Source organism: Calidifontibacter terrae, assembly GCF_054778835.1.
This window is the reverse complement of the sequence record NZ_BAAGZF010000014.1, coordinates 17,923-41,452: the sequence shown is the minus strand read 5'-3', so window position 1 is coordinate 41,452 and position 23,530 is coordinate 17,923. Positions and strand designations below refer to the sequence as shown.

Below are 23,530 nucleotides of genomic sequence, written 5' to 3'. Positions count from 1 at the left end.
GGACTTGGACGGGAGCGGGGTCAGTCGGCGAACGAGGTCTGTTCGTCCGGGAAGGTGCCGCCCACCACGTCGTCGCGATAGTCCGTGGCTGCCTGCAGCAACACGTCGTGCAGGTTCGCGTAGCGCTTGACGAAGCGGGGTGCCTTGCCGGTGCGTAGTCCGGCCATGTCCTGCCAGACCAGAACTTGCGCGTCGCAGTCCGGCCCGGCGCCGATACCGATCGTCGGCACCGACAGCGACTTGGTGACCGCCGCCGCGACCGGCGCCGGAACCATCTCCATCAACACCGCAAACGCACCCGCTTCCTGCAGCGCCTTGGCCTCCTCGACCATCCGCTCGGCGCTGTCGCCCCGGCCCTGAACGCGATATCCGCCCAGGTTGTGCTCGCTCTGCGGGGTGAAGCCAATGTGGGCGATGACCGGGATCCCGGCGTCGGTGATCGCCTTGATCGTCGGCACCATGGCGACGCCGCCCTCGATCTTCACGCCGTGGGCGCGACCTTCCTTCATCAGCCGTACGGCAGCATCGAAGCCCTGCTGCACGCTGCCGCCGTACGTTCCGAAGAGCATGTCGGCGATCACCAGGGAATGCTTGGCAGCTCCGCTGACGGCGCGCACCAGGGGGATGAACTCCTCGAGCGTGACCGGCAGGGTCGTGTCATAGCCGAACACGTTGTTGCCGGCGGAGTCGCCCACAAGCAGCACCTCGATGCCGGCTTCGTCGAAGATCGCCGCGGTGTATTGGTCGTACGCAGTCAGCATCGACCAGCGCTCACCGCGCTGTTTCATCTGTTGCAGATGGACGGTGCGGATCCGCCGACGCGGCCTCGACGCGGGCTGGGCGGCGCCGTAGGGCGCGGGCTCTTCGCTCATACGGATCAGGCTATCGCTCGGCGGTTTTAACCCCTGCGGGTGGCCAAAGGTAAACAAACCTTAAAGAAACCTCGGAAAAGCCAACATTTTTCCTGTCAGTGCGGCCAGAATCCTGGGGCCGGGTCACCTCGTCACCCGGCTGATCCCCCTGGAGGAACAGTGAATCGACGCATTGTTGGCGCTGCCATCGGCGCCACCGCGGCGACCGTGGCATTCGCATCACCGAGTGCCGTAGCCGTACCGCCGGCGAACCCGGAGCAGGCCACGACCGTGGCCGCCTCGGCGACGTCACGACCGGACAACCTGCCCAACCCGCGCGCTGAGGCGCAGGCGCAATTGCGCCAAGATGCGGTCACCAAGTTGCTGCAAGGCAAGGCCACGACCAAGACGATCAACGGCAAGCGCGTGATCGAGGTTCAGGGCAAGCAGGCTGGCGACAACAAGAACAAGGGCTCGAAGGGCAAGAAGGGTAAGTACGTCGAATACGACGTCAACCAGACCGCCTCGATCTTCACCGTGCTGGTTCAGTTCGGCGACCAGGCCAAGAGCCCGCAGGGTGGCACCGCCGGCCCGCAGGCTGGCAGCATCGCGCAGCCGGACCGCACCCAGGACAACTCGACCTACTGGGAGCCGAAGTTCGACCGGCAGCACTACCTCGACATGATGTTTGGTGACGGGGAGTCCTTCAAGAACTTCTACAAGTCGCAGTCGCAGGGGCGATTCGACGTCGAGGGTGACGTCAGCGACTGGGTCACCGTGCCTTACAACGAGGCTCGCTACGGCCACAACCCGGTTGCCGGGGATGGCACCACCGAGGCCGGCGGTTACTGGAGCTTCATCCAGGACTCCGTGAACTCCTGGTACACCGCGCAGAAGAAGGCCGGCAAGACCGACGCGGAGATCAAGACCTACTTGGCGCAGTTCGACCAGTGGGACCGCTACGACTACAACAACAACGGCAACTTCAACGAGCCCGACGGCTACATCGACCACTTCCAGGCGATCCACGCCGGTGAGGGCGAGGAAGCTGGCGGCGGCGCGCAGGGCGAGGACGCCATTTGGTCCCACCGCTGGGCAGTTCAGGCCGGCTATGGCACGACCGGCCCGGCCAGCAACAAGTCGGGTGGCGCGCAGATCGGCACCACCGGCCTGTGGGTCGGTGACTACACCACCGAGCCGGAGAACGGCGGCCTGGGTGTCTTCTCGCACGAGTTCGGCCATGACCTCGGTCTGCCGGACCTCTACGACACGACCAACCGCTCGACCAACAGCACCTCGTTCTGGACCCTGATGAGCTCCGGCTCCTGGTTGAACCACGGCAAGAACGACATCGGCACGACCCCGGGCTACATGGGTGCGTGGGAGAAGACTCAGCTCGGATGGGCCGACGTCAAGACAGTGCCGTACGGCGCCAAGTCGACCCAGGTGGTCGCCACTGGTCCGGCTGACGCCGACGACTCGAAGCTGCCCCAGGCGGTGGCAGTGACACTGCCGGACAAGACGGTCACGACCAGCTACAACACTCCCAAGACCGGTTCGCAGGAATGGTGGAGTGGTCGGGGCGACAACCTGACCACCTCCCTGACCCGTGATCTCGACCTGACGAGTGCTTCGACTGCCTCCGTCTCAGCCGCTTTGGCTTATGACATCGAGCACGACTACGACTTCCTCTACGCCCAGGTGTCCACCGACGGCGGCTCGACCTGGACCGACGTCGCGGCGCCGAAGACCGGCACCAACATGACCTGGTCGACCGCTTCGTACGACCTGTCGGCCTACAAGGGCAAGAAGGTCAAGTTCCGCTGGCTCTACGTCACCGACGGTGGCGTGAACCAGGGTGGTGCCTTCCTCGACGACATCGCGACGACGATCGATGGCACAACCACCAGCGATGGTGCGGAGTCGACGACCTCCGACTGGACGGCCGCCGGCTTCACCCGGATGAACGGTTCGACCAGCAAGCAGGTGCCGCAGTACTACCTCGCGGAATACCGTCGCTACGCCGGTTATGACAAGACGCTGCAGACCGGGCCGTACAACTTCGGCTGGAACCCCGCGCCGAAGCCGGACTGGGTAGAGCACTTCCCCTACCAGGACGGACTGCTCATCACCTTCGTCAACGGTGAGTACGAAGACAACAACACCTACCTGCACCCCGGTGGTGGGTTGGTGCTGCCGGTCGATGCTCACTCGGTTCCGCTGAAGTGGTCGGACGGGGCGTTGATGTCCAACCGCATCCAGCCGTTCGACGCGACCTTCGGCACCCAGGCGACCGACGCGTTCACCTTGCACCGCGCAGGGGTTCCGACCTCGGTGCCGTCGCAGGCGCCGGTTAGCGTGTTCGACGACAGTGATGCGAACGCGTACTACACGACCGACAATAAGTACGGATCCACCAAGGTCGCCGGTTCCGGCACCAAGATCACGGTGCTCAACCAGTTGGCCAATTCGATGCAGCTGAAGATCCAGTTCAAGAACTGATCCAGGCTCAATCGTGAGCGGCCCCGGGCGAATTTCGCCCGGGGCCGTTTCATGTGACCCGGACGTACGACAAGATGGGCGCCATGGATCGGCAACAGGAATTCGTGCTGCGCACCATCGAGGAACGGGACATCCGTTTCATCCGGGTGTGGTTCACCGACGTGCTCGGAACTTTGAAGTCGGTGGCGGTCGCGCCAGCCGAACTCGAGGGCGCGTTCGCCGAGGGCATCGGGTTCGACGGCAGCTCGATCGAGGGGTTGGCCCGGGTCTACGAGGCCGACATGCTGGTGCGCCCCGATGCCTCGACCTTCCAGATCCTGCCGTGGCGCGGCGACCGACCGGGCACCGCTCGGATGTTCGCCGACATTCGGTTGCCCGACGACTCCCCGAGTTCGGCCGACTCGCGCGCTGTGCTGCGCCGGTCGCTGTCGAAGGCCGCCGACATGGGGTTGACGTTCTATACCCACCCGGAGATCGAGTTCTACCTCTTCCAGAAGGAACCGAACGCCAAGGGCGAGCCGGTGCCGATCGACCAGGCCGGCTTCTTCGACCACGTTCCCCAGGGTGTCGGCCATGACTTCCGGCGGGCTGCGATCTCGATGCTGGAGACGATGGGCATCTCGGTGGAGTTCAGCCACCACGAGTCCGGTCCGGGGCAGAACGAGATCGACCTGCGCTACGCCGACGCGCTGTCGACCGCCGACAACATCATGACCTTCAAGACGGTCATCAAAGAGGTCGCGCTCGAGCGTGGAATCTTTGCCAGCTTTATGCCGAAACCCCTTGCTTACCAGCCGGGTTCGGGCATGCACACCCACGTTTCGCTGTTCGACGGCGACACCAACGCGTTCTACGAACCGGGTGCGCCCTACCAGCTCTCGCAGACCGGGCGCCGCTTCATCGCCGGCCTGCTGCGCCACGCTCCCGAGATCAGCGCGGTCACCAACCAGTGGGTCAACTCCTACAAGCGGCTGTGGGGCGGCGCCGAAGCGCCCGCTCACGTCTGCTGGGGCCACAACAACCGCAGCGCGATGATCCGCATCCCGATGTACAAGCCGATGAAGGGTCAGTCGACCCGGGTCGAAATTCGGTCGCTGGACCCTGCCTGCAACCCCTACCTGGCCTATTCGGTCATCCTGGCCGCCGGGCTGAAGGGGGTCACCGAGGAATACGACCTGCCGCCCGAGGCAGAGGACGACGTGTGGGGTCTCACCGACCGTGAGCGGCGCGCGATGGGCATTGACCCATTGCCGGCTTCCTTGGACCACGCGATCCACCTGATGGAGGAAAGCGACCTGGTCGCGGAAACCCTCGGCGAGCACGTCTTCGACTTCTTCCTGCGCAACAAAAAGGCCGAGTGGGCGCTCTACCGCGAACAGGTCACCCAGTTCGAGATCGATCAGTACCTCTCGAAACTGTGACCCTGCGCGCCACCGATCTCGCCCGCGCCGGATTCGACGACCCGACCCGGGGTGCGTCGTTGCTCTCCGCGTTGCCGGACTGGCCGACCGAAGCGCTGCTGGGGCTCCTCGCTGGCAGCGCCGACCCCGACCAAGCCGCCCTTGGTTTGTGTCGGCTCTACGACGAGTTGGCCGGCCCCGAACGCGCCGAGGTGGCGCGGGCACTCACCGACCCGACATCGGGTCGGGAACGACTGGTCAACCTGTTCGGCGCCTCCAGCGCCCTGACGGACGTCGTGGTGCGCCGCCCCGAGATGTGGCGGGACGTGGTCGGGGCTGAGTTGGCGGACGAGGCCACCTACCGCGCCCTGATCAGCGACGCGGTGGGCGACCAAGTCGGTGAGGAGGCCTGCGATGCTCTGCGGATTGCCTACCGGCGACACCTGGTGCGGATTGCCGCCGTCGACGTAGCGGGGGACTCCGTCGAGGAACTGCCGAAGATCGCCGAGGCGCTCGCAGATATCGCCGGCGCGGCCCTGCAGGCCGCCCACGACATCGCCGTACGGGAACATCCGCACGGTGATCGCGCGCGCCTGTCGGTGATTGCGATGGGCAAGTGCGGCGCTCGCGAACTGAACTACATCAGCGACGTCGACGTCGTGTTCGCCGCGGAGCCGGCCGAGGGCGTCGACGAAGACGAAGCGTTGGCGATCGCAACCAGGGTCGCCAGCGAGATCATGCGCATCTGCAGCACACACAGCGGCGAAGGGACGTTGTGGGAGGTCGACGCGGCGCTGCGGCCCGAGGGCAAGCAGGGTCCGCTGGTGCGGACGGTTGCCAGTCACAAGCAGTACTACGAGCGGTGGGCCAAGACCTGGGAGTTCCAGGCCTTGCTGAAGGCCCGACCGATCGCTGGAGATCCCGAGGTCGGCCAGGCCTATCTCGACGCCGTCGGCCCGATGGTGTGGGAGGCAGCCAAACGGGAGAACTTCGTCGATGACGTGCAGGCCATGCGGCGGCGCGTTGAGGACCATGTTCCCGCCGGCGAGGCAGCCCGACAGATCAAACTCGGCCCCGGGGGCCTGCGTGACGTGGAGTTCAGCATGCAGTTGCTGCAGCTGGTCCACGGCCGCACCGACCAGCGACTGCGACTGCGCTCCACGCTTGCGGCGATCGACGCGCTGTCGCGCCTGGGCTACATCGGCCGCTCCGACGCGGCGGCGATGGACAACGCCTACCGGGTGTTGCGAGCCCTGGAACACCGCGTCCAGCTCGCCAAGATGCGGCGTACGCATCTGATGCCAACCTCGCAGGTGGAGTTGCGCCGGCTGGGTCGTGGGCTTCGGCTGTTTTCCGATCCGGTCACGATGGTCGAGCAACTGCGCCAGGCGCAGTCCCGCGAGGTCCGCCGGTTGCACGAACGAATCTTCTACCGGCCGCTGCTGTCGGCCGTCGCGCGGCTCTCGGATGACGAGGCTCGGCTGAGCCCGGAGAGCGCCGCCGACCGGCTGCAGGCGCTCGGCTATCGCGACCCCAAGGGCGCTATCCGCCACCTTGAGGCGTTGACCGCCGGGGTGACCCGGCGAGCCGCGATCCAACGCACCCTGTTGCCGGTCATGCTGCATTGGTTTGCCCAGGAAGCCGCCCCCGATCAGGGTCTGCTCGCCTTCCGGAAGATCAGCGACACGCTCGGCACCAGCCACTGGTATCTCAAGATGCTGCGCGACGAGGGCAGCGCCGCGGAGACCCTGGCCCGGGTGCTGGCCAAGAGTCGTTACGTCGCGGACCTCTTGGAACGCGCTCCGTCGGCCGCAGCCTTGCTGGGAGATGCCGGCGCGCTGGTGCCGTTGCAGCGCGAGGCGATCATCACCGCAATGAAGGCGTCAGCTGCGCGCCAGGAAGACGACGACCGGGCGGTGCTCGGACTGCGATCCACCCGGCGTACGGAATTGATCCGGATCGCGATGGCTGAACTGTCCGGCTCGCTCGACGTCGACGGACTGGAAAAAGCGATCACCGACCTGACGGCGGCAACCCTGCACGCCACGCTTGGGATTGCGGTTCGCAAGGTCGAACGCGACCTGGGGGAGCGTCTTTCGACCCGGGTGGCGATCATCGGGATGGGGCGTCTGGGCGGACGGGAGTGCAGTTTTGCCTCCGACGCCGACGTTCTCTTCGTGCACGACCCGGTCGAGGGGGCCGTGGCCACCCGGGCGCAGTCGCAGGCAGAGACCGTCGTGAACTTCGTACGGCGGGAGCTCGGTAGCAATGGCCCCGATCCGGCGCTGGTGGTCGACGCGGACCTGCGCCCGGAGGGCAAGGCCGGCCCGATCGTCCGGACCCTCGAGTCCTACGCCGCCTATTACGACCGCTGGTCAGAGGGCTGGGAGGCGCAGGCGCTGTTGCGCGCGACCCCGATCGCCGGCGATGCGCAGGTCGGTGCGAAGTTCGTGGAGCTGATCAACCCGTTGCGCTATCCCGAGGGTGGGATGAGCGAGAAGGCGGTGCGCCAGATCCGGACCCTCAAAGCGCGGATGGAGGCCGAGCGGATCCCGCGCGGCGGCGATCGAAAGCGGCATTTCAAGCTCGGCCACGGTGGGTTGTCCGACGTGGAGTGGACGGTGCAGTTGTTGCAGTTGCAGCACGCCCACGACATTCCGCCGCTGCGACACCCCGGAACCTTGACCCCGCTGCGGTTGCTGGCCGAACACGGCCTGCTGACCCAGGAGGAAGCCGACGAGTTGCGCGAGTCGTGGGAGTTGGCCTCCCGGTTGCGCAACGCGTCGGTGCTGTGGCGCGGCCGCCCGGTCGACTCGCTGCCCAGCGACATGACGGATGCCAACGGCATCGCGCGGGTGATGGGGTGGCCGGTGGGCTCGGGCTATCAACTGGGGGAGCGCTACCTGCGCGCTGCCCGCAAATCCCGGGCGGTTGTCGAGCGCGTCTTCTACGGTGAGACCCCCGACGACCGCACCTGGGATCCCTACGCGGCGCGGTGAAGGCGTCCCTTGCGCTACCTCAGCGGTCGCTGATGTCACGAGGCGGAACACCACGGAGCGTGATCGGCTGCAGTTCGTAGACTGAGCGAGTGATTTCCCGTATCGATTTGCGTGGTGAGGCGCTGACGTCCCTGGACGCCCGCGGGCTGCGCAGCACCCTTCCCCGAGCCGAGTTCGACGTTGAGGCCGCGCTGTCGGTGGTCCGCCCGATCTGCGAGCGGGTGGAGCATGGTGGCGTCGAAGCGCTGCTGGACCTCTCCGAGCAGTTCGACAAGGTGCGGCCAGCTTCATTGCGGGTGCCGACCAAGGTGCTGGATGCGGCGCTCGCAGCGCTTGATCCGGAGGTGCGCACCGCCCTCGAGGAATCGATCCGCCGCGCCCGACTGGTCCACGCCGACCAGCGCCGCAGTTCGGTCACCACCCAGGTCGCCCCGGGCGGAACGGTCACCGAGAAGTGGATCCCGGTCGAGCGCGTAGGGCTCTACGTTCCCGGGGGCAAGGCGGTCTATCCCAGCAGCGTGGTCATGAACGTCGTGCCGGCGCAGCTGGCGGAAGTCGGTTCGATCGCCGTGGCAAGCCCGCCGCAGGTCGACAACACCGGGGTCTTCGTGGGCTACCCACACCCGACCATCCTGGCGGCTTGCGCGCTGCTCGGCATTGACGAGGTCCACGCGGTCGGCGGCGCCCAGGCAGTCGCGATGTTCGCTTACGGCGCCCGCGATGCCGACGGTGCGACGGTGTGTGAGCCCGTCACGCTGGTGACCGGCCCGGGCAACATCTATGTGGCGGCCGCGAAGCGGTTGCTGAAGGGTCTTATTGGTATCGATGCGGAAGCAGGGCCGACCGAGATCGCGATCCTCGCCGATGCCTCGGCCGACCCCGAACTGGTGGCTGCCGACCTGATCAGCCAGGCAGAACACGACGAACTCGCCGCCGCGGTGCTGGTCACCGACTCCCCGGAGTTGGCTGACGCCGTCGATGCCGCGCTAGCCCGCCGGGCGGCCGCCACCAAGCACCACGAACGTGTCGATGTCTCCCTGCGCGGCCGGCAGTCGGCGACCGTGCTGGTCGACGACGTCGATGCCGGCCTGCGGGTGGTCGATGCCTACGCCGCCGAACACCTGGAGATTCAGACCCAGGATGCGGCCGCCGTCGCCGAGCGGGTCCGCAACGCTGGCGCGATCTTCGTGGGCCCGTACGCCCCCGTGAGCCTGGGCGACTACTGCGCCGGTTCAAACCACGTGTTGCCGACTGGCGGCTGCGCCTGCCACTCCAGCGGCCTGTCGGTGCAGAGCTTTCTGCGCGGGATCCACGTCGTCGACTACTCCCGTTCCGCTCTGGAGGATGTCGCGAAAACCGTTGTCACACTCGCGAACTCAGAGGATCTGCCGGCCCACGGTGAGGCGGTCACCGCGCGTTTCGAGGGGTCGCGATGAGTGCACTGGGTGACCTGCTGCGGCAGGACCTGCGCGGTCGTACGGCCTACGGCGCCCCCCAACTCGACGTCGCCGTCGCGCTGAACACGAACGAGTCTTCCTACCCGGTGCCGGAGGTGGTCGTCGACACCATCGCCGAGCGGGTGCGCGCCGTCGCCGGCTCGTTGAACCGCTATCCGGACCGGGAGTTCAGTGAGCTTCGGGCGGCGCTTGCGGCCTATCTGCAGCGCACCACCGGTGTTTCGCGGAGCGCCGACCAGGTGTGGGCCGGTAACGGCTCGAACGAGGTGTTGCAACACATCGTGCAGGCGTTCGGTGGGCCGGGCGCCGTGGCGCTGGGCTTCACTCCGTCCTATTCGATGCACCCCATCATCAGCGGTGTCAGCGGCTTGACCTGGGTCGATGGTCTGCGCGGGTCGCGCGCGGGCGAGTCGACCGGTGAGTTCGACATCGACCGCGAGCTCGCTGTGGCGCAGGCTCAGGAACACGACCCCCGGATCGTGTTCCTGTGTTCGCCGAACAACCCGACCGGAACCTCCCTGGACCTCTCGGTGGTCAAGGCCGTCTACGACGCGGCGCCCCACGCGATCGTGGTCGTCGATGAGGCCTACGCCGAGTTCGCCCGGCCGGGCACCCCCAGCGCGGTCGCCCTGCTCGAGGGGCGCGACAGGTTGGTCGTCACCCGCACCATGTCGAAGGCCTTCGCCTACGCCGGTGCGCGGGTCGGTTACCTCACCGCGTCTACTGAGTTCATCGATCTGCTCCGGTTGGTCCGGATGCCCTACCACCTCTCGTCGGTGACCCAGGCGGTCGCGCTCGCGGCTCTGGACCATGCCGACACCATGTTGTCGATGGTCGAGGCCATCAAGGAACAACGGGATCACCTGGTGCGCGGCTGCGCCGCCCTGGGCCTGCGCCCTGTGCCGAGCGACGCGAATTTCGTGTTGGTCGGGGGTTTCCGTGATGCGGGCGTGGCATGGCAGGCTCTGCTCGACCGCGACGTGTTGGTGCGCGACGTCGGAATCCCGCACCACCTTCGGATCACGGCTGGAACACCCGCCGAGACCGACGCCGTACTCTCGGCCCTGGCCGCCGTTGTCGACGACCGGAAGGAAATCGGATGAACTCCGTTCAGGCCCAACCGTTCCAGGAACTGCCGCACCGGGTGGCGGAGCTGGAACGCACCACCTCCGAGAGCTCGGTGAAGGTGCGCGTCGACCTCGACGGCACCGGCAAAAGCACCATCTCGACGGGGGTGCGGTTCTACGACCACATGCTGCACAGCCTGGCCAAGCACTCGCTGATCGACCTGGACATCCAGGCCAACGGAGACACCGATGTCGACGCGCACCACACCGTTGAGGACACCGCGATCCTGCTGGGTCAAGCCATCCGGCAGGCGCTGGGCGACAAGTCCGGCATCAGTCGCTTCGGTGATGCGGTCGTCCCGTTGGACGAAGCGCTCGTGCAGGCCGTCGTCGACGTCGCGGGGCGCCCCTACACCGTCCACGAAGGTGAGCCCGAGGGGCAGATCTACGCGATCATCGGCGGCAACTACACCGGATCGCTGACCCGACACGTCTTCGAGAGTTTCGCCCACCACGCCGCGATCGCCCTGCACGTTCGGGTCCTCTCCGGTCGCGACCCGCACCACATTGTCGAAGCCCAGTTCAAGGCCGTGGCCAGAGCGCTGCGGTTCGCGGTGCAGCGGGATCCGCGGGTTCAAGGCGTGCCCAGCGCCAAGGGTGTGCTCTGAACCGATGAACCCCACGCTGCCCGGGTTGCTTCTTCTGCACGCCGACGGCCGGTTGGCCGATGCCTGGGTGCGGCGCGGAGTGGTGCCGAGTTATGTCGTTCCGTTGTCGGGCTGGACCGCGGTCGTGCCCGCAGGTCCCAGCCAGGCGACGGCACCCTACGACGACGCCCTGACGGTGACCGCAAACCGGCCGGTGCCAACCCGACTGCGAACAGCCCTCGGGTTCTTCGTGATTGATGATCTCGCCGTCGTCACGCTGCAAACTCGGGGCTGGCGCCAAGAACCCCGGATGCTCAGCTGGAAGACCGGCCGGGGAGCCGATGCGGTGCCCGGGTTCCCGCCCCTGCGGCTGCCTCAGTTGGCCGAAGCCGCTGGTTTGGTCGAATCGGGGGTGACCGAACTGCGCGCTGTTCTTGGTCGTCGCAGCGGCAGCCCGATGACCCAGTTGCAGGATCTGATTGCCGCCCTGGCGCTGCCCGGCGGCCAAATGCTCGCCGGACACGGTGTGAAGTCCGACGTCGAAGCTGTATTGGTCGAACCGGATCAAAAGGCGGTCGGTCACTTCGAGAAGGTCGCTGGCGAAGAGGCGGCGATGGCCGCCGAGCTCCGGGAGAACCAGTGACCTCGGTGGTGGTGCTCGACTACGGCAGCGGCAACGTACGCTCCGTGGTCCGGATGCTTGAACGAGTCGGTGCTCAGGTCGAACTGACCGCCGATCCCGCCGCCGTCGCTGCCGCTGATGGTCTCTACGTTCCGGGTGTTGGCAACTTCCACGCCTGCATGGCCGGGCTCGCAGCGGTCGGTGCAGGCGACCTGATCCGCCAACGCCTTGCGCGCGGCTCGGCCGTCTTGGGCGTGTGTGTCGGTTACCAGGTGCTCTTCGCGGGTTCGACCGAACGCAGCTCAGTCGAACGGCCGGGGCTCGGCTTCTGGCCGGGCGTCGTCGAGCGGTTGCGCGCGCCAGTCGTGCCCCACATGGGGTGGAGTGAGGTCGCCGCCGGTGAAGGGTCGACCCTGCTGGCCGGATTGGGCGACGAACGCTTCTACTTCGTGCATTCCTACGCCCCGCTGATGGCCGGTCGGGAGTTGCCCGCCGGAGTGCTGAGCACCGCCGATCACGGGGCAACCTTTCTTGCCGCGGTGGAGGACGGTCCGCTCTGCGGCACCCAATTCCACCCGGAGAAGTCCGGTGATGCCGGGGCCGCCTTGGTGCGGAACTGGCTGAACTCATTGTGAATTCGTCCAACCCGTCGTTGAACCCAGGAGATCTGAAGATGACCGCACCGCAGGAACCGCGTCTCGAACTGCTGCCGGCAGTTGACGTCGTCGACGGCCACGCGGTGCAGCTCGTGCAGGGCATAGCGGGCACCGGCGGCGAGTTCGGTGACCCATGGCAGGCCGCCAAAGCGTGGCAGGACCAAGGCTCCGAATGGCTCCACCTCGTCGACCTCGACGCAGCCTTTGGGCGGGGGAGTAACCACGAACTGCTGGCCTCGATCGTGCAGCGCCTCGACATCAAGGTCGAACTCTCCGGTGGGATCCGTGACTCCGAGACGTTGGAGCGGGCGCTGGCGACCGGCTGTCGGCGGGTCAACCTCGGAACAGCCGCGCTGGAAAACCCGGAGTGGACCGCTCGAGCTATCGCCGACCACGGCGACCGGGTGGCCGTGGGGCTCGACGTCCGCGGCACCACTCTCGCCGCCCGTGGGTGGACCAAGGAGGGCGGCGACCTCTACGAAACGCTGCAGCGCCTCGACCGCGAGGGTTGCGCCCGCTACGTCGTCACCGACGTGGCGAAGGACGGCATGATGCAGGGCGCGAATCTTGCTCTGCTGCAGGATGTTTGCGCCCGTACGGACCGTCCGGTCATCGCCTCCGGAGGTGTTTCGACCCTGGATGATGTCCGCGCGATTCGCGGCTTGGTCGCGGCGGGGGTGGAAGGCGCCATCGTTGGATCGGCGCTCTACAAGGGAGCGTTCACGCTGCGGGAGGCCCTCGACGTGGCGGGTCGCCCGTGAGCGACGAGCACGGCATTGATCCCACCGACTCCGCCGGGCGGACCTGGCAGGGGCGCGAGGTAACCGATACCGGGTTCGGCGACGACGACGGGTCCGCCGACCCAGCATTGCTGGCGGCACTCATCGCCGACGACGCCACCATGGTGGCCGCGGTGGCAGCGGCCAGACTCTTGGTGCCGATCGTGGCGGAGCCGACCGAGGTGACCGACAACGGAGGGTTGACCGCTGATAAGGCGGCTGACATGGCCGTGGCCGTTCTCGTGGCTCCCGACGGAACCCGAGCGCTGCCGGCATTCACCTCCATGGAGTCCCTTGGCGCGTGGGATGAACAGGCGCGACCCAGCCCGGTGACCGCGCAACGTGCCGCGCAGGCGGCCGTGAGCGAGCAGTGCGAGGCGATCGTCATCGACGTCGCCGGCCTGTGTGTGGCCCTGCGACCGAGCATGGTGTGGGCGTTGGCGATGGGGCGTGTTTGGGTCCCGGCCCATGAGGACGATCATGTGGCAGCGGCGGTGCAGACGGCCGTACGGGATGAGCCGGACGTCGTCGAGGCGACGTGTGCGGACGGCGGCGAGGGTGCGCTCCGGATCGTGCTGAGCCTGCGGCCGGGGCTTGACTCCGGCGCAATCGGTGAACTGGCGCAACGCATCGGTGAGCAGCTGGCGACCGACGGGGAAACCCGCGCGCGGATCGACGCCGTGGGATTCGCGATCCGTCAGGCCTGATCTTCGTCTAGGGCGTCGGTCCAGGCATCGAGGCGTTCCCACTCTTCGTGCAGCCAGCGTTCGACGTGTTCGTCGGCCGGCGCTTCGGTCGCGCGCAAGTCGATGCTCAGCACCCGCTCGAGGGGCAGCTGTTGCCAGATGGCCAGCACCGACATGAGGTCTTCCAGGCCTTGATGCCCGGCGATGATGACCTGGATTCCCGGACAAGCGGCCAGGATGCGGCGAACCCCGGTCGCCCGCGGGGACAACACCCGTGGATTGCGCTGGAGCCACGCCGCGCGGGCTTCATCACCCTTCTCCAGAGCGGTGGCGACCTCGTCCGCGTGGCGTCGCGGGGTCCAGTTGCGTCCCTCCGGGAACAACAACGTCGCGTCCTGGGGTTCGACCCGATCGGCGAACGCACCCAGTTCCGCGGCGCGCTGCTCGGCGGTGACGCCGTTGCTGCGTAGGAAGTATGCGTCCAGTCGACCGAGGGCTAGGTCCATCGCGGGATCCCAGAGCAGCTCGCGCTTGAGCACCACCTGCGGGATCTTCCCGAGGTAGTGGGTGATCACGTAGACCATCAGCAGTGAGTCGCCAGCACCCGCATGGCGCGACAACACCAAGACGGGAACGTCGTCCTGCAGCCGCGGCGCGGTGATCGACAGGTCGATCCCCACCAGCCGATCGAGCGTGGTCATGAAGCGGTGCAGTTCCTCGCCCAGAACGCGACTGTGTTGCTGCTTCCACCACAGACTGTCGCCACCGTCGGGACGCGCTGTGCACCACAGCCAGACGCAACGTGCGAACACGAAGTAATCCAGGCGTACGGCGGCCGCGCCGGACCAAAGCAAGCGTGAGGCGCGCTTTCGTCGACTTGGCATCTCCAGGATGCGGGCGAGCCCGCCAGCAATCAGCAGCACACCACCCACCAAGGGCGCGGCCGCTACGTAGATCGGGTCGCGGAACGTGCGGCGAGCCCAGCGGGGCAGGACGGGGAGATTCATTCGATGCCCCGATCCAAGTGGGCGGTCGCCGCGGCATAGGCATCGTTGATGCGTCGGTTGATCGCGCTGCGGCCGAGCTGACTGAGGGAGACGGCGGGGGAGCGTTCGGAACCGGTGGGAAGCACCACCAACTCGACCGAGTCGGGAACGGTGGCGAGCTCCTCGAGGTAGCGGTGTCGGCGGGCGATCTCGAAGGCGACTTGACCTACCTCCCACGGCCAGCGTGGTGACCGTAGCGGTTGCTCGACGCGGCCGACGTGGAGGACATAGATCCGGGTGGCGCCGAGAGTCAGCGCGCGGCCGACCGGGATCGAGTGGACCAAGCCGCCGTCGAGGTAGTGCTCGTCGGCGATCCGGAAGGGTGGGAACAAGCCCGGAACGGAACAGGAAGCGACGACGGGGGCGGCCAGTTCGCCCGAGTCGAACCAGTGGGCCATGGCGTGTTCGACGCTGGCGGCGACGCACTGGAACGGGATTGCGAGGTCCTCGAAGCGGCGGGCCGGTAGTTCGTCGCGCAGCAATTGCAGCAACCCACCGGAGGGATAGATGTGGGTGCGCAGGTCGGCGGCTCTCGGCCGGCGCAGATAGCCGGACTGTTGCCGCAGTCCGCGGACCGAGGTCAGCCTGTTCCACAGTGATCCGAGTGCGCCGAGACCGTCAAGGCTCGGGTTCCCGGCGAAGTAAGCGCCGTTGATCGCTCCGATGCTGGTCCCGACGATGACGTCAGGAACGATCTCCCGCTCGACCAGCGCGCGCAACGCCCCGAGCTGGCTCGCGCCGAGGGCCCCACCGCCGCCCAGGACGAACGCCGTACGCGGCTTCTGGCTGCTCACCCGACCGACCCTATCCACCACTACCTGCGGAGCTGGCTCAGACGGTGAGGACCAACTTGCCGAACACGTCTCCATCGATCATTTGGGCGAAGGCGTCGCGCGCCTGAGCCAGCGGACGTACGGAATCGATCGTCGGCGCGATCTGGTGTTGCGCCATGAAGGCGAGCAGCGACTGCAACTCGCTTCGTGTGCCCATCGTCGACCCCTGAATTCGCATCTGTTGGAAGAAGATTCGGGTCAGCTCTGCATGCGTGGGAGCATCGCCCGACGTGGCGCCGGCGATCACCACGGTGCCGCCCGGGCGCAGCGACTTGATGGAGTGGGACCAGGTCGCGGCGCCGACCGTCTCGAGCACCGCATCGACGCGGTCGGGCAGCCGCTCGCCATTGGCGTACGCCGCATCGGCGCCCAGTTCGATCGCCCGGGCGCCCTTGGCCTCGTCCCGGCTGGTTACCCACATGCGCAGCCCTGCGGCAGTTCCGAGCTGTACTGCTGCGGTCGCCACACCACCGCCGGCGCCCTGCACCAGAACGGTGTCGCCCGGTCGCACCCCGGCCTGCACGAAGAGCATCCGAAACGCGGTCAACCAACTGGTCGAGACGCAGGCCGCGTGTTCGACCGCGAGGCCGTCGGGCAACGGAACGAGGTTGGCTGCGGGAACGTGAACCTGCTCGGCAAGGGTGCCCGGATGCAGTTCGGAGAGCAACGTGCGTTTCGGATCGAGCGTCTCGTCGCCGGACCAGCCGGGAGACGGAATCACGGTGTGCAACACGACAGTTCGACCATCAGGGGTCTCGCCGACCCCGTCACAGCCGAGCACCATCGGCAACCGCTCGTGGGGAAGTCCGACGCCGCGCAGCGACCACACGTCGTGATGGTTCAAGCTCATGGCCCGCATCCGGACAGTGACCCAACCCTCCGGGGCGGCCGACTGGTCGAGCTCGCCGACTTCAAGCGCGGACAGGGGGTCCGTGGCGTCGGTGCGGGCGGCGTATGCAGCGATCATTCGCCCACCCTAAGCGGATTCATCCGCCCGGCGGTCGGGGGCGGATCCAACCTGGCGTCACTCGCTCAGCAAGGCCGCGAGGGTCGCTCCGAGTTCGTACGCCTGCGCGATCGCCGCATCGTCGATTTCGCCGGTGATGTCGACCACCGGCGCCGCCTGCTTCCAACCAAGCGCACCGACGATTGCCTGCACCGCGCGCACAGCTCCGGTCGTGTCGTAACGGCCGTGGACGTAGAGCCCGTACGACCGCCCCGCGGTGGTTGCGCCGGTGCCAGCAGCGGAACCGGAGTCGTCGAGAGCCCCGCCGATGGCCAGGAAGGTGCTGTCGAAGAGGTGCTTCAACGCGCCGGACATGTAGCCGAAGTTCGCTGGCGTTCCGAGCAGGTAGCCATCGGCGGCGAGCAGATCGTCGGCCGTGGTGGTCAGCGCCTCGCGAACCTCGACTCGTACGCCGTCGATCGCGTCGTCAGTCGCTCCGGCAACGACCGCTTCGGTGAGTGCGCGCGTCGCTCGGGTGGGGGAGTGGTGAGCGATGAGCAGCGTGGCCATGGGTCCAGCCAACCGCATCGGTGGCCCAAGGGGACCTCGCACCCCGTGACTGACAGGCTGGACCCATGGCAACCTTCGAGTCAGCGGATCTGCAAGACGCACGCTTCATTGCGACAGACCTACGTGGCGCGCGATTCGTGCGCTCGGACCTGTCCGGGGCGGTGTTGCGTGGAGTCCAGCTCGGTCGCGCTGATCTCGACGCGCCGTGGCTCATTGAGAGTGGAGAGCCATTGTGGGTCAACGGAGTTGATGTCACGGGATATGTGAACGCGGAGCTCGATCGCCGGTTCCCCGGTCGGTCGCTGCGCCGACCTGCGGACTCCGATCAGCTGCGCGCGGCGTGGGCGGCGCTCGAGTCTGCGTGGACCGGAGTGTTCGCGCGAGTATCCGCGATGTCGCCGGAGATCCCGGACGTCTCGGTTGACGGTGAATGGTCGTTCGCCCAGACGGTCCGTCACCTGGTGATGGCGATCGACACCTGGCTGCGGGGTGCGGTGCTGGAGATCGCTGAGCCCTACCACCCGATCGGCCAGCCGAACGTCGAGTACTACTCCGATGGCTATGACCCGACGGTCTTCTCTCCCGGGCTGCCGGCGTACGACGAGGTGTTGGCCGCGTTCGCAGAGCGAGCCACGATGGTGCGCGACTACGTCTCCACCGTGACGGCCCAGACCCTAGGTGAGGAGCACCCGCATCCGTGGGCTCCGCACTATTCCGAGACGGTCCTTGGTTGTCTCATAACCATTCTCGAAGAAGGGTGGGAGCACTTGCGCTACGCCACCCGAGACCTGGATGCGCTCACCCGCCGGTGATCAACCAACTGGTTGACAATCCGGACACGCTGCGTAAAGCTTTTATCAACCAAGCGGTTGAACAAGGGATCGATCATGCAGGACCAGCTGTCTAGGGCGTTCGCGGCTCTGGCAGATCCGACGCGACGAGACATCGTCGCGCGGCTCTCGATCGGGGACGCCACGGTGGGTGAGCTCGCCGCGCCCTATGACATGAGCCTGCAGGCGATCAGCAAGCACCTCAAGGTGTTGGAGGCGGCGGGTCTGGTGACCCGGCGCCGGGATGCGCAGCGGCGTCCGGTGCACCTCGAAGCGGCGGTTCTCGGTGGACTCACCGAGTGGATCGACCGCCACCACCGCCGGGCGGAACAGCGGCTCAGCCGCCTCGACGCAGTTCTGCAGGACCTGAATCGCACCGATGCAGAGGGAGAAACGTCATGACCAGCAACACCGATCAGCATGTGGAGAAGGCCCGGATTGAGGCCGACCCGCAGTTGCCGATCATTCACATCACCCGCGACTTCCACGCCACGCCGGCGCAGTTGTTCCGGGCACACACCGACCCCGAGATCTATCAGCGGTGGGTGGGCCCGGACGACCTCGGTGTGCGGATCGACCATTGGGACGCGCGTACGGGTGGGAGTTGGCGCTTCGTGAACACCCGGGGCGACGAGGAGTATGCCTTCCACGGCAGCTTCCACGAGGTGCGGCCTGACCGCCTGGTCCAGACCTTTACCTTCGAGGGCGAACCCGACGGAGTTTCGTTGGAAACGTTGACCTTTGAGGATCTCGGCGATGGCTGGACCCGGCTGCACGCACAATCGCTAGTTGACTCGTTCGAGGCGCGTGAAGGCTGGCTGAACAGTGGCATGGAACGCGGCGTGAACGACGGCTACGCCAAGCTCGATGGACTCGTTGCCGACGGGACCATCGCATGACCCGCCTGCCCGATCAGCCGATTGCAGAGAAGTACCGGATCATCGCGGCTGGTTTCAGCGACCGGGTGCGGGCCGTCAGCGATTGGGACGCCCCGACCCCGGTGCAGGAATGGGCGGCTCGCGATGTCGTGAACCACCTCGTGACCTGGCTGCCCGCGGTGCTGGGTGATGTCGCTCCGATCCAGCCCGGCCCGTCCGCAGCCGACGATCCGGTAGGGGCATGGGCTGCGTTCGACACTCAGGTGCAGCAGATCCTGGACGACCCCGCCTCGATGGATCTGATCCACACGCACCAATACACCGGGCAGAACCCGGTTCCGGAGTTGATCAACAACATCTTCACCGGCGACGTCTTCTTCCACACCTGGGATCTGGCCCGCTCCAACGGGCTGGACGACACCCTCGACGCGGACCTGGTGCACGACGCGTACGTCGGGATGTCGGCCGCCGAGGAGCAACTCCGGCCGAGCGGTCAGTTCGGCCAGCAGCAACCAGTCGCCGACGACGCCACCGACCAGGACAAGCTGTTCGCTTTCCTGGGACGAGACCCGCATTGGGCGCCACCGCACCACTGAGAACAACCACCGCACCCCAGCGGAGGCTGGCGTTGCGGAATATGTGAAGGGCCCCCGGCGCGTGCGCCGGAGGCCCTTCGACTGCGAAGGAGCATCGATCAGAAGTTGATCATGTGCCCTTCGATGCCGTGGAACGCTTCCTTCAGGGCCTCACCCAGCGTCGGGTGGGCCCACACGACCCGCGACATTTCGGCGGCGGTGAGGTCCCAGGTCGTCGCGGTGACCGCGGCCGGGAGCAGTTCGGTGACGTCGGGGCCGATCATGTGGACGCCGAGGATTTCGTTGTGTTCCGCGTCGGCGACCACCTTCACGAAGCCGACCGGCTCACCGAGGCCCATGGCCTTGCCGTTGGCGGTGAACGGGAACTTGGCGGTCTTGACCTCGTGGCCGGCTTCCTTGGCCTGGGCCTCGGACAACCCCATCGAACCGATCTGCGGCATGCAGTAGGTGGCGCGCGGGATGTTCTGGAAGTCGATCGTCTGGGTGTCGGCGCCGGCGATGGTCTCGACGGCGACGATGCCCATCGCTTCGGCGACGTGGGCGAGCATGAACTTGCCGGTCACGTCACCAATCGCGTAGACGTTGTCGACGTTCGTACGGCCGTAGTCGTCGACTTTGATCGCGCCGCGATCGGTGGTCTCGACGCCGAGGTTCTCCAGGCCGTAGCCCTCGAGCCGGGGCGCGAAACCGATCGCCGACAGCAGTCGGTCGGCCTCGAGGACCTGCTGGTCGCCACCCTTGGCGGGGGAGACGGTGACCTTCACGCCTGAGCCGGTGTCTTCAACAGACTCGACCTTGGTGCCGGTCAGCACCTTCACGCCGAGCTTCTTGTAGTGCTTGGCCAGTTCCTTGGAGATTTCCTCGTCCTCGGTCGGCACCATCCGGTCGAGGAACTCAACGATCGTCACGTCGACGCCGAAATTGGTCATGACGTAGGCGAACTCGACGCCGATCGCGCCGGAGCCGGCGATGATGATCGACTTCGGCAAGTTCGGGTCGAGGATCTGCTCCTCATAAGTGACGACGTTCTGGCTCACCGAAACGCCGGGCAGCATCCGGGTGGTCGCTCCGGTGCCGAGGATGAGGTTGTCGAAGGTCAGTTCCTGGGTCTCACCGTTGTTGAGCGCGACCGTCATGGAGTGAGCGTCCTTGAGGGTGCCCCAGCCATCGATCTCGGTGATCTTGTTCTTCTTCATCAGGAAGTGGACACCCTTGACGATGCCGTCGGAGACCGCGCGGCTTCGTTTGTGAGTGGGGCCGTATTCCATCGTCGCATCGCCGACGATGCCGAACTTGTCCTTCTCCTTAGTCAGGGTGTGGGACAGCTCGGCGTTCTTCAGCAGGGCCTTGCTGGGGATGCAACCGACATTCAGACAGACACCTCCCCAGTACTTCTTCTCCACCACAGCGGCCCGCAGGCCAAGCTGGCTGGCGCGAATGGCGGCGACGTAGCCACCGGGGCCCGCGCCAAGGACAACGACGTCAAAGTGATCTGCCACGAGCTGAGCCTAACGCCGTCGGTCCCAGCGTTGCCGGGGACCGGCGAACCGAGCGGTACGAGGGGTTCAGGCGTGCGGGGGATCGAGCCGTTCGACCCGTACGACGTTGCGCAGCGGCAGCGGTCCGAACAGGTGCGGGAACAGTTCACCGGAGGCCGGGTTGCCAACCTCCGGACGTACGTCGAGCCCGGTCGGATCGATGGTGAGCAGCAGCAGCGGGGTGTCGACGTCGGCGTAGAACCGTTGCCGCGTCAGGGGCCACTGGTGGGCGTAAGACAGGTGCACGAAGCCGACCTCCTCGAGCGTCCGCCCGCGAGTCGACATCCGGTATTCACCTGTGACACAAGCCAGTCCGTAATCGAACGGGTCAGCGAGGTGAAAGAGGTTCACAGAGTCCACGGGTTCATGCACGACCGAACCACCGGCGCAGTCCGCGATTCGTATCGGCGCGGTCGGGAGTGGCGGGTAGCTGGCCAGCCAGGGACACCGCGCGCCCGTCCGGGTCGAAATACCAGTCACCGATCATCAAACCGCCGGCGATCTGCCAGAGCGCCAGGAACCGGTCTTCGGCGAACTGCTCTTGCGCGGCGAGCGGCTCGCGGGCCAGCGGTTCGCCCTCGTCAACGACAGTGTCGCCGGCGGACTCCACGAGGTGGCGCAGGACGGCGTCGCCATCCTGCACCCGCAACTCGTACGTGTCGCTGACGCTGCCCAAGACAACGGTGACCGTTCGCCGTTCGGTCGCGGCAAGCGCACTGCCGATCTCCGCCAACCGATCGTGGCTGCCGGCGATGACGACGGCACCCGAGACCGCAATGGCGACCGCGTCGTCGGCGCCGTGGTCGCAGGACGTCGGCTCGCCAAAAGTGAGCACCTTCCCGAGGTCTTCGGGGGTGCACTCCTTGACGACGGTCAATGTGGTGTTCCAACCCATGAGGTCGATGGTGCCAAACGCGACGGCCCGGCGCGTCGAACGCGCCGGGCCGCCTCGTACGGGTCGAGCTCAGTTGCCTGCTTGGGTGTTGCTCTCGACGATCGGGTCCTTGACCACCTTGGCGTCGTCGGCCTCGCCGCCGGGGTTCGCGCCACCCTGGCCGAGGCGTACGGCCTTCTCGATGCGCCCGCCCGTGTCGGCGTCGACGTTCTTCCAGTAGTCGAACGCTCGCTCCAACACCGGCGACTTCACCCCGCCGAGTAGGTGCCCGGCGACCGTTTGCACGAATTGCTCGCGTTGATCGTCGTCCCACACATCGCGTACGAGGGTGCCTGCCTGACCGAAGTCGTCGTCGTCGGCGCGCAGCGTGTAGGCCTCGCGCACCATCGGACCGTCGCTCTCCCAGCTCTCTTCGACTTCGCCAAGATTGTCGGCGTAGCCGCGTCCCTCGGAGTTCGGGGCGTAGACCGGCTGGTCGCCGGTGTGGTCGAAGGCCATCGGGCCATCGAAGCTGTAGGTGTTCTTGTCTTTGACCGCCTTGGCCTGATTGACCGGGAGCTGGTGGTAGTTCGGCCCGATCCGATAGCGATGGGTGTCGCCGTAAGCGAAGGCTCGGCCGAGCAGCATCTTGTCGGGCGAGAAGCCGATGCCCGGAACCAGCGCGCTCGGTTCGAAGGCGGCCTGCTCGATCTGCGCGAAGAAGTTGTCCGGGTTCCGGTTCAGCGTCATCGTGCCGACCTCGATCAGCGGGTAGTCCGAGTGCGGCCACACCTTGGTCAGGTCGAACGGGTTGAACCGGTAGGTCTTGGCGTCGTCGTAGGGCATCACCTGCACCGACAGTTTCCAGCTGGGGAAGTCACCGCCGTCAATGGCGTCGTAGAGATCGCGCCGGTGGTGGTCGGCATCCTGGCCGGCGATGCGGGTGGCTTCCTCGCCGGTCAGGCCTTCGACGCCCTGGTTGCTGTGGAAGTGATATTTCACCCAGTGCTTCTCGCCGGCGTCATTGATCCAGAGATAGGTGTGGGAGCCGTAGCCGTTCATGTGGCGGAACGTCTTCGGGATGCCCCGGTCGCCCATCAGATAGGTGACTTGGTGAGCCGACTCCGGAGTGAGCGACCAGAAGTCCCACTGCATGTGGTTGTCGCGCAGCCCGGATCCACCGCGCCGCTTCTGGCTTCGGATGAAGTGGGGAAACTTCATCGTGTCGCGGACGAAGAAGATCGGCGTGTTGTTGCCGACGAGGTCGTAGTTGCCCTCCGGCGTGTAGAACTTCAGCGCGAAACCGCGCGGGTCCCGCCAGGTGTCGGGGGAGCCCTGCTCGCCGGCGACGGTCGAGAAGCGCGCCAGCATCTCGACCTTGCTGCCCTTCTGGAACAGGGCGGCCTTCGTGTAGGCGCTCACATCCTGAGTGCACTCGAACTCGCCGAACGCCCCGGACCCCTTCGCGTGAACATTTCGCTCGGGGATGCGCTCGCGGTTGAAGTGAGCCATCTGGCTCAGGAAGTGGGTGTCATGCAACAAGATCGGCCCGTCGGGACCGACGGTGAGCGAGTTGCGGTCGCTGGGGGCTGGGGCGCCGGTGTCGGTGGTGGAACCGAGTTCGGCTTCGGGGGAGGGGTGCTGGTCGGTCATGGGAACGTCCTTTTCGCCGGTGGAAAAGCCATCTCTTCCAGCCTCACACTTCTGCGCAGCCGATGGTTGGTCCCCGAGCACCGATCCATCCCTGCGGGTG

Annotated in this window: 23 protein-coding genes; 14 read left to right on the top strand and 9 right to left on the bottom strand. The window is 66.6% G+C overall.

Going from position 1 to position 23,530, the window contains the following annotated elements; translation table 11 throughout:
- Positions 1-20: 20 nt before the first annotated feature.
- Entirely contained in the window at positions 21-872 is an 852-nt protein-coding gene (gene panB, locus ACYU98_RS14630; protein WP_460468963.1) for a 3-methyl-2-oxobutanoate hydroxymethyltransferase, read from the bottom strand.
- Positions 873-1,031: 159 nt separating this feature from the next.
- Here panB and ACYU98_RS14625 point away from each other — a divergent pair, with 159 nt between their 5' ends.
- From ACYU98_RS14625 to ACYU98_RS14580, 10 genes are all read left to right on the top strand, one after another.
- A complete protein-coding gene (locus ACYU98_RS14625) occupies positions 1,032-3,353 on the top strand; it encodes an immune inhibitor A domain-containing protein (RefSeq protein ID WP_460468962.1) in 2,322 nt (773 codons plus the stop codon).
- A gap of 83 nt (positions 3,354-3,436) precedes the next feature.
- Entirely contained in the window at positions 3,437-4,774 is a 1,338-nt protein-coding gene (locus ACYU98_RS14620) for a glutamine synthetase family protein (protein ID WP_460468961.1), read from the top strand.
- The gene (locus ACYU98_RS14615) at positions 4,771-7,752 is read left to right on the top strand and encodes a bifunctional [glutamine synthetase] adenylyltransferase/[glutamine synthetase]-adenylyl-L-tyrosine phosphorylase (protein ID WP_460468960.1); all 2,982 of its coding nucleotides are present in this window, start codon (positions 4,771-4,773) and stop codon (positions 7,750-7,752) included. The genes ACYU98_RS14620 and ACYU98_RS14615 overlap by 4 nt, the downstream gene beginning before the upstream one ends.
- An 89-nt stretch (positions 7,753-7,841) precedes the next feature.
- Complete coding sequence (gene hisD / locus ACYU98_RS14610; RefSeq protein WP_460468959.1) at positions 7,842-9,188, top strand: histidinol dehydrogenase; 1,347 nt, start codon at positions 7,842-7,844, stop codon at positions 9,186-9,188.
- The gene (locus tag ACYU98_RS14605; RefSeq protein ID WP_460468958.1) at positions 9,185-10,312 is read left to right on the top strand and encodes a histidinol-phosphate transaminase; all 1,128 of its coding nucleotides are present in this window, start codon (positions 9,185-9,187) and stop codon (positions 10,310-10,312) included. The genes hisD and ACYU98_RS14605 overlap by 4 nt, the downstream gene beginning before the upstream one ends.
- Positions 10,309-10,944 carry an imidazoleglycerol-phosphate dehydratase HisB gene (gene hisB / locus ACYU98_RS14600; protein WP_460468957.1) on the top strand — a complete coding sequence of 212 codons (636 nt, stop codon included), beginning with the start codon at positions 10,309-10,311 and terminating at the stop codon, positions 10,942-10,944. The genes ACYU98_RS14605 and hisB overlap by 4 nt, the downstream gene beginning before the upstream one ends.
- A 4-nt stretch (positions 10,945-10,948) precedes the next feature.
- Positions 10,949-11,566: a hypothetical protein gene (locus ACYU98_RS14595; protein ID WP_460468956.1), complete on the top strand. Its 618-nt coding sequence runs from the start codon at positions 10,949-10,951 to the stop codon at positions 11,564-11,566.
- On the top strand, positions 11,563-12,180 hold the full coding sequence (hisH, locus tag ACYU98_RS14590) for an imidazole glycerol phosphate synthase subunit HisH (protein ID WP_460468955.1): 618 nt from the start codon (positions 11,563-11,565) through the stop codon (positions 12,178-12,180). The genes ACYU98_RS14595 and hisH overlap by 4 nt, the downstream gene beginning before the upstream one ends.
- A 38-nt stretch (positions 12,181-12,218) precedes the next feature.
- Positions 12,219-12,962: a bifunctional 1-(5-phosphoribosyl)-5-((5-phosphoribosylamino)methylideneamino)imidazole-4-carboxamide isomerase/phosphoribosylanthranilate isomerase PriA gene (gene priA / locus ACYU98_RS14585; protein ID WP_460468954.1), complete on the top strand. Its 744-nt coding sequence runs from the start codon at positions 12,219-12,221 to the stop codon at positions 12,960-12,962.
- Positions 12,959-13,687: an SseB family protein gene (locus tag ACYU98_RS14580; RefSeq protein WP_460468953.1), complete on the top strand. Its 729-nt coding sequence runs from the start codon at positions 12,959-12,961 to the stop codon at positions 13,685-13,687. The genes priA and ACYU98_RS14580 overlap by 4 nt, the downstream gene beginning before the upstream one ends.
- On the opposite strand, the gene ACYU98_RS14575 is transcribed toward ACYU98_RS14580, so the two are convergent.
- The 4 genes from ACYU98_RS14575 to ACYU98_RS14560 are packed head-to-tail and all read right to left on the bottom strand — an operon-like array spanning position 13,678 to position 17,061.
- A complete protein-coding gene (locus tag ACYU98_RS14575; RefSeq protein WP_460468952.1) occupies positions 13,678-14,673 on the bottom strand; it encodes a 1-acyl-sn-glycerol-3-phosphate acyltransferase in 996 nt (331 codons plus the stop codon). The two genes, ACYU98_RS14580 and ACYU98_RS14575, sit on opposite strands and share 10 nt — an antisense overlap.
- Positions 14,670-15,506 carry a patatin-like phospholipase family protein gene (locus ACYU98_RS14570; RefSeq protein ID WP_460468951.1) on the bottom strand — a complete coding sequence of 279 codons (837 nt, stop codon included), beginning with the start codon at positions 15,504-15,506 and terminating at the stop codon, positions 14,670-14,672. Before ACYU98_RS14570 ends, ACYU98_RS14575 begins: the two co-directional genes overlap by 4 nt.
- A 37-nt stretch (positions 15,507-15,543) precedes the next feature.
- Positions 15,544-16,512: a zinc-binding dehydrogenase gene (locus tag ACYU98_RS14565; RefSeq protein WP_460468950.1), complete on the bottom strand. Its 969-nt coding sequence runs from the start codon at positions 16,510-16,512 to the stop codon at positions 15,544-15,546.
- A 57-nt stretch (positions 16,513-16,569) separates the two neighbouring features.
- On the bottom strand, positions 16,570-17,061 hold the full coding sequence (locus tag ACYU98_RS14560; protein WP_460468949.1) for a flavodoxin family protein: 492 nt from the start codon (positions 17,059-17,061) through the stop codon (positions 16,570-16,572).
- A gap of 65 nt (positions 17,062-17,126) precedes the next feature.
- On the opposite strand from ACYU98_RS14560, the gene ACYU98_RS14555 reads away from it, so the two are divergent.
- From ACYU98_RS14555 to ACYU98_RS14540, 4 genes are all read left to right on the top strand, one after another.
- Positions 17,127-17,873, top strand: a complete 747-nt coding sequence (locus ACYU98_RS14555) for a DinB family protein (protein WP_460468948.1) — start codon at positions 17,127-17,129, stop codon at positions 17,871-17,873.
- A 75-nt stretch (positions 17,874-17,948) separates the two neighbouring features.
- On the top strand, positions 17,949-18,293 hold the full coding sequence (locus ACYU98_RS14550) for an ArsR/SmtB family transcription factor (protein WP_460468947.1): 345 nt from the start codon (positions 17,949-17,951) through the stop codon (positions 18,291-18,293).
- A complete protein-coding gene (locus tag ACYU98_RS14545) occupies positions 18,290-18,790 on the top strand; it encodes an SRPBCC family protein (RefSeq protein ID WP_460468946.1) in 501 nt (166 codons plus the stop codon). Before ACYU98_RS14550 ends, ACYU98_RS14545 begins: the two co-directional genes overlap by 4 nt.
- Positions 18,787-19,365: a maleylpyruvate isomerase N-terminal domain-containing protein gene (locus ACYU98_RS14540; protein ID WP_460468945.1), complete on the top strand. Its 579-nt coding sequence runs from the start codon at positions 18,787-18,789 to the stop codon at positions 19,363-19,365. The genes ACYU98_RS14545 and ACYU98_RS14540 overlap by 4 nt, the downstream gene beginning before the upstream one ends.
- A 98-nt stretch (positions 19,366-19,463) precedes the next feature.
- On the opposite strand, the gene lpdA is transcribed toward ACYU98_RS14540, so the two are convergent.
- From lpdA to ACYU98_RS14520, 4 genes are all read right to left on the bottom strand, one after another.
- Positions 19,464-20,864 carry a dihydrolipoyl dehydrogenase gene (lpdA, locus tag ACYU98_RS14535; protein ID WP_460468944.1) on the bottom strand — a complete coding sequence of 467 codons (1,401 nt, stop codon included), beginning with the start codon at positions 20,862-20,864 and terminating at the stop codon, positions 19,464-19,466.
- A 66-nt stretch (positions 20,865-20,930) separates the two neighbouring features.
- Positions 20,931-21,263, bottom strand: coding sequence for a DUF952 domain-containing protein (locus ACYU98_RS14530; RefSeq protein ID WP_460468943.1), 333 nt, complete (start codon positions 21,261-21,263; stop codon positions 20,931-20,933).
- Positions 21,264-21,267: 4 nt separating this feature from the next.
- On the bottom strand, positions 21,268-21,798 hold the full coding sequence (locus ACYU98_RS14525; RefSeq protein WP_460468942.1) for a hypothetical protein: 531 nt from the start codon (positions 21,796-21,798) through the stop codon (positions 21,268-21,270).
- Between the two features lie 69 nt (positions 21,799-21,867).
- Positions 21,868-23,430 (bottom strand): catalase, encoded by a 1,563-nt coding sequence (locus ACYU98_RS14520; RefSeq protein ID WP_460468941.1) that lies wholly within the window; start codon positions 23,428-23,430, stop codon positions 21,868-21,870.
- Positions 23,431-23,530: the final 100 nt, after the last annotated feature.

Coding starts and splice junctions, on each gene's coding strand:
- panB (WP_460468963.1), bottom strand. CDS start 872: ATGAGCGAAGAGCCCGCGCCCTACGGCGCCGCCCAGCCCGCGTCGAGG.
- ACYU98_RS14620 (WP_460468961.1), top strand. CDS start 3,437: ATGGATCGGCAACAGGAATTCGTGCTGCGCACCATCGAGGAACGGGAC.
- ACYU98_RS14605 (WP_460468958.1), top strand. CDS start 9,185: ATGAGTGCACTGGGTGACCTGCTGCGGCAGGACCTGCGCGGTCGTACG.
- hisB (WP_460468957.1), top strand. CDS start 10,309: ATGAACTCCGTTCAGGCCCAACCGTTCCAGGAACTGCCGCACCGGGTG.
- ACYU98_RS14595 (WP_460468956.1), top strand. CDS start 10,949: ATGAACCCCACGCTGCCCGGGTTGCTTCTTCTGCACGCCGACGGCCGG.
- priA (WP_460468954.1), top strand. CDS start 12,219: ATGACCGCACCGCAGGAACCGCGTCTCGAACTGCTGCCGGCAGTTGAC.
- ACYU98_RS14575 (WP_460468952.1), bottom strand. CDS start 14,673: ATGAATCTCCCCGTCCTGCCCCGCTGGGCTCGCCGCACGTTCCGCGAC.
- ACYU98_RS14565 (WP_460468950.1), bottom strand. CDS start 16,512: ATGATCGCTGCATACGCCGCCCGCACCGACGCCACGGACCCCCTGTCC.
- ACYU98_RS14560 (WP_460468949.1), bottom strand. CDS start 17,061: ATGGCCACGCTGCTCATCGCTCACCACTCCCCCACCCGAGCGACGCGC.
- ACYU98_RS14555 (WP_460468948.1), top strand. CDS start 17,127: ATGGCAACCTTCGAGTCAGCGGATCTGCAAGACGCACGCTTCATTGCG.
- ACYU98_RS14550 (WP_460468947.1), top strand. CDS start 17,949: ATGCAGGACCAGCTGTCTAGGGCGTTCGCGGCTCTGGCAGATCCGACG.
- ACYU98_RS14545 (WP_460468946.1), top strand. CDS start 18,290: ATGACCAGCAACACCGATCAGCATGTGGAGAAGGCCCGGATTGAGGCC.
- ACYU98_RS14540 (WP_460468945.1), top strand. CDS start 18,787: ATGACCCGCCTGCCCGATCAGCCGATTGCAGAGAAGTACCGGATCATC.
- ACYU98_RS14525 (WP_460468942.1), bottom strand. CDS start 21,798: ATGGGTTGGAACACCACATTGACCGTCGTCAAGGAGTGCACCCCCGAA.
- ACYU98_RS14520 (WP_460468941.1), bottom strand. CDS start 23,430: ATGACCGACCAGCACCCCTCCCCCGAAGCCGAACTCGGTTCCACCACC.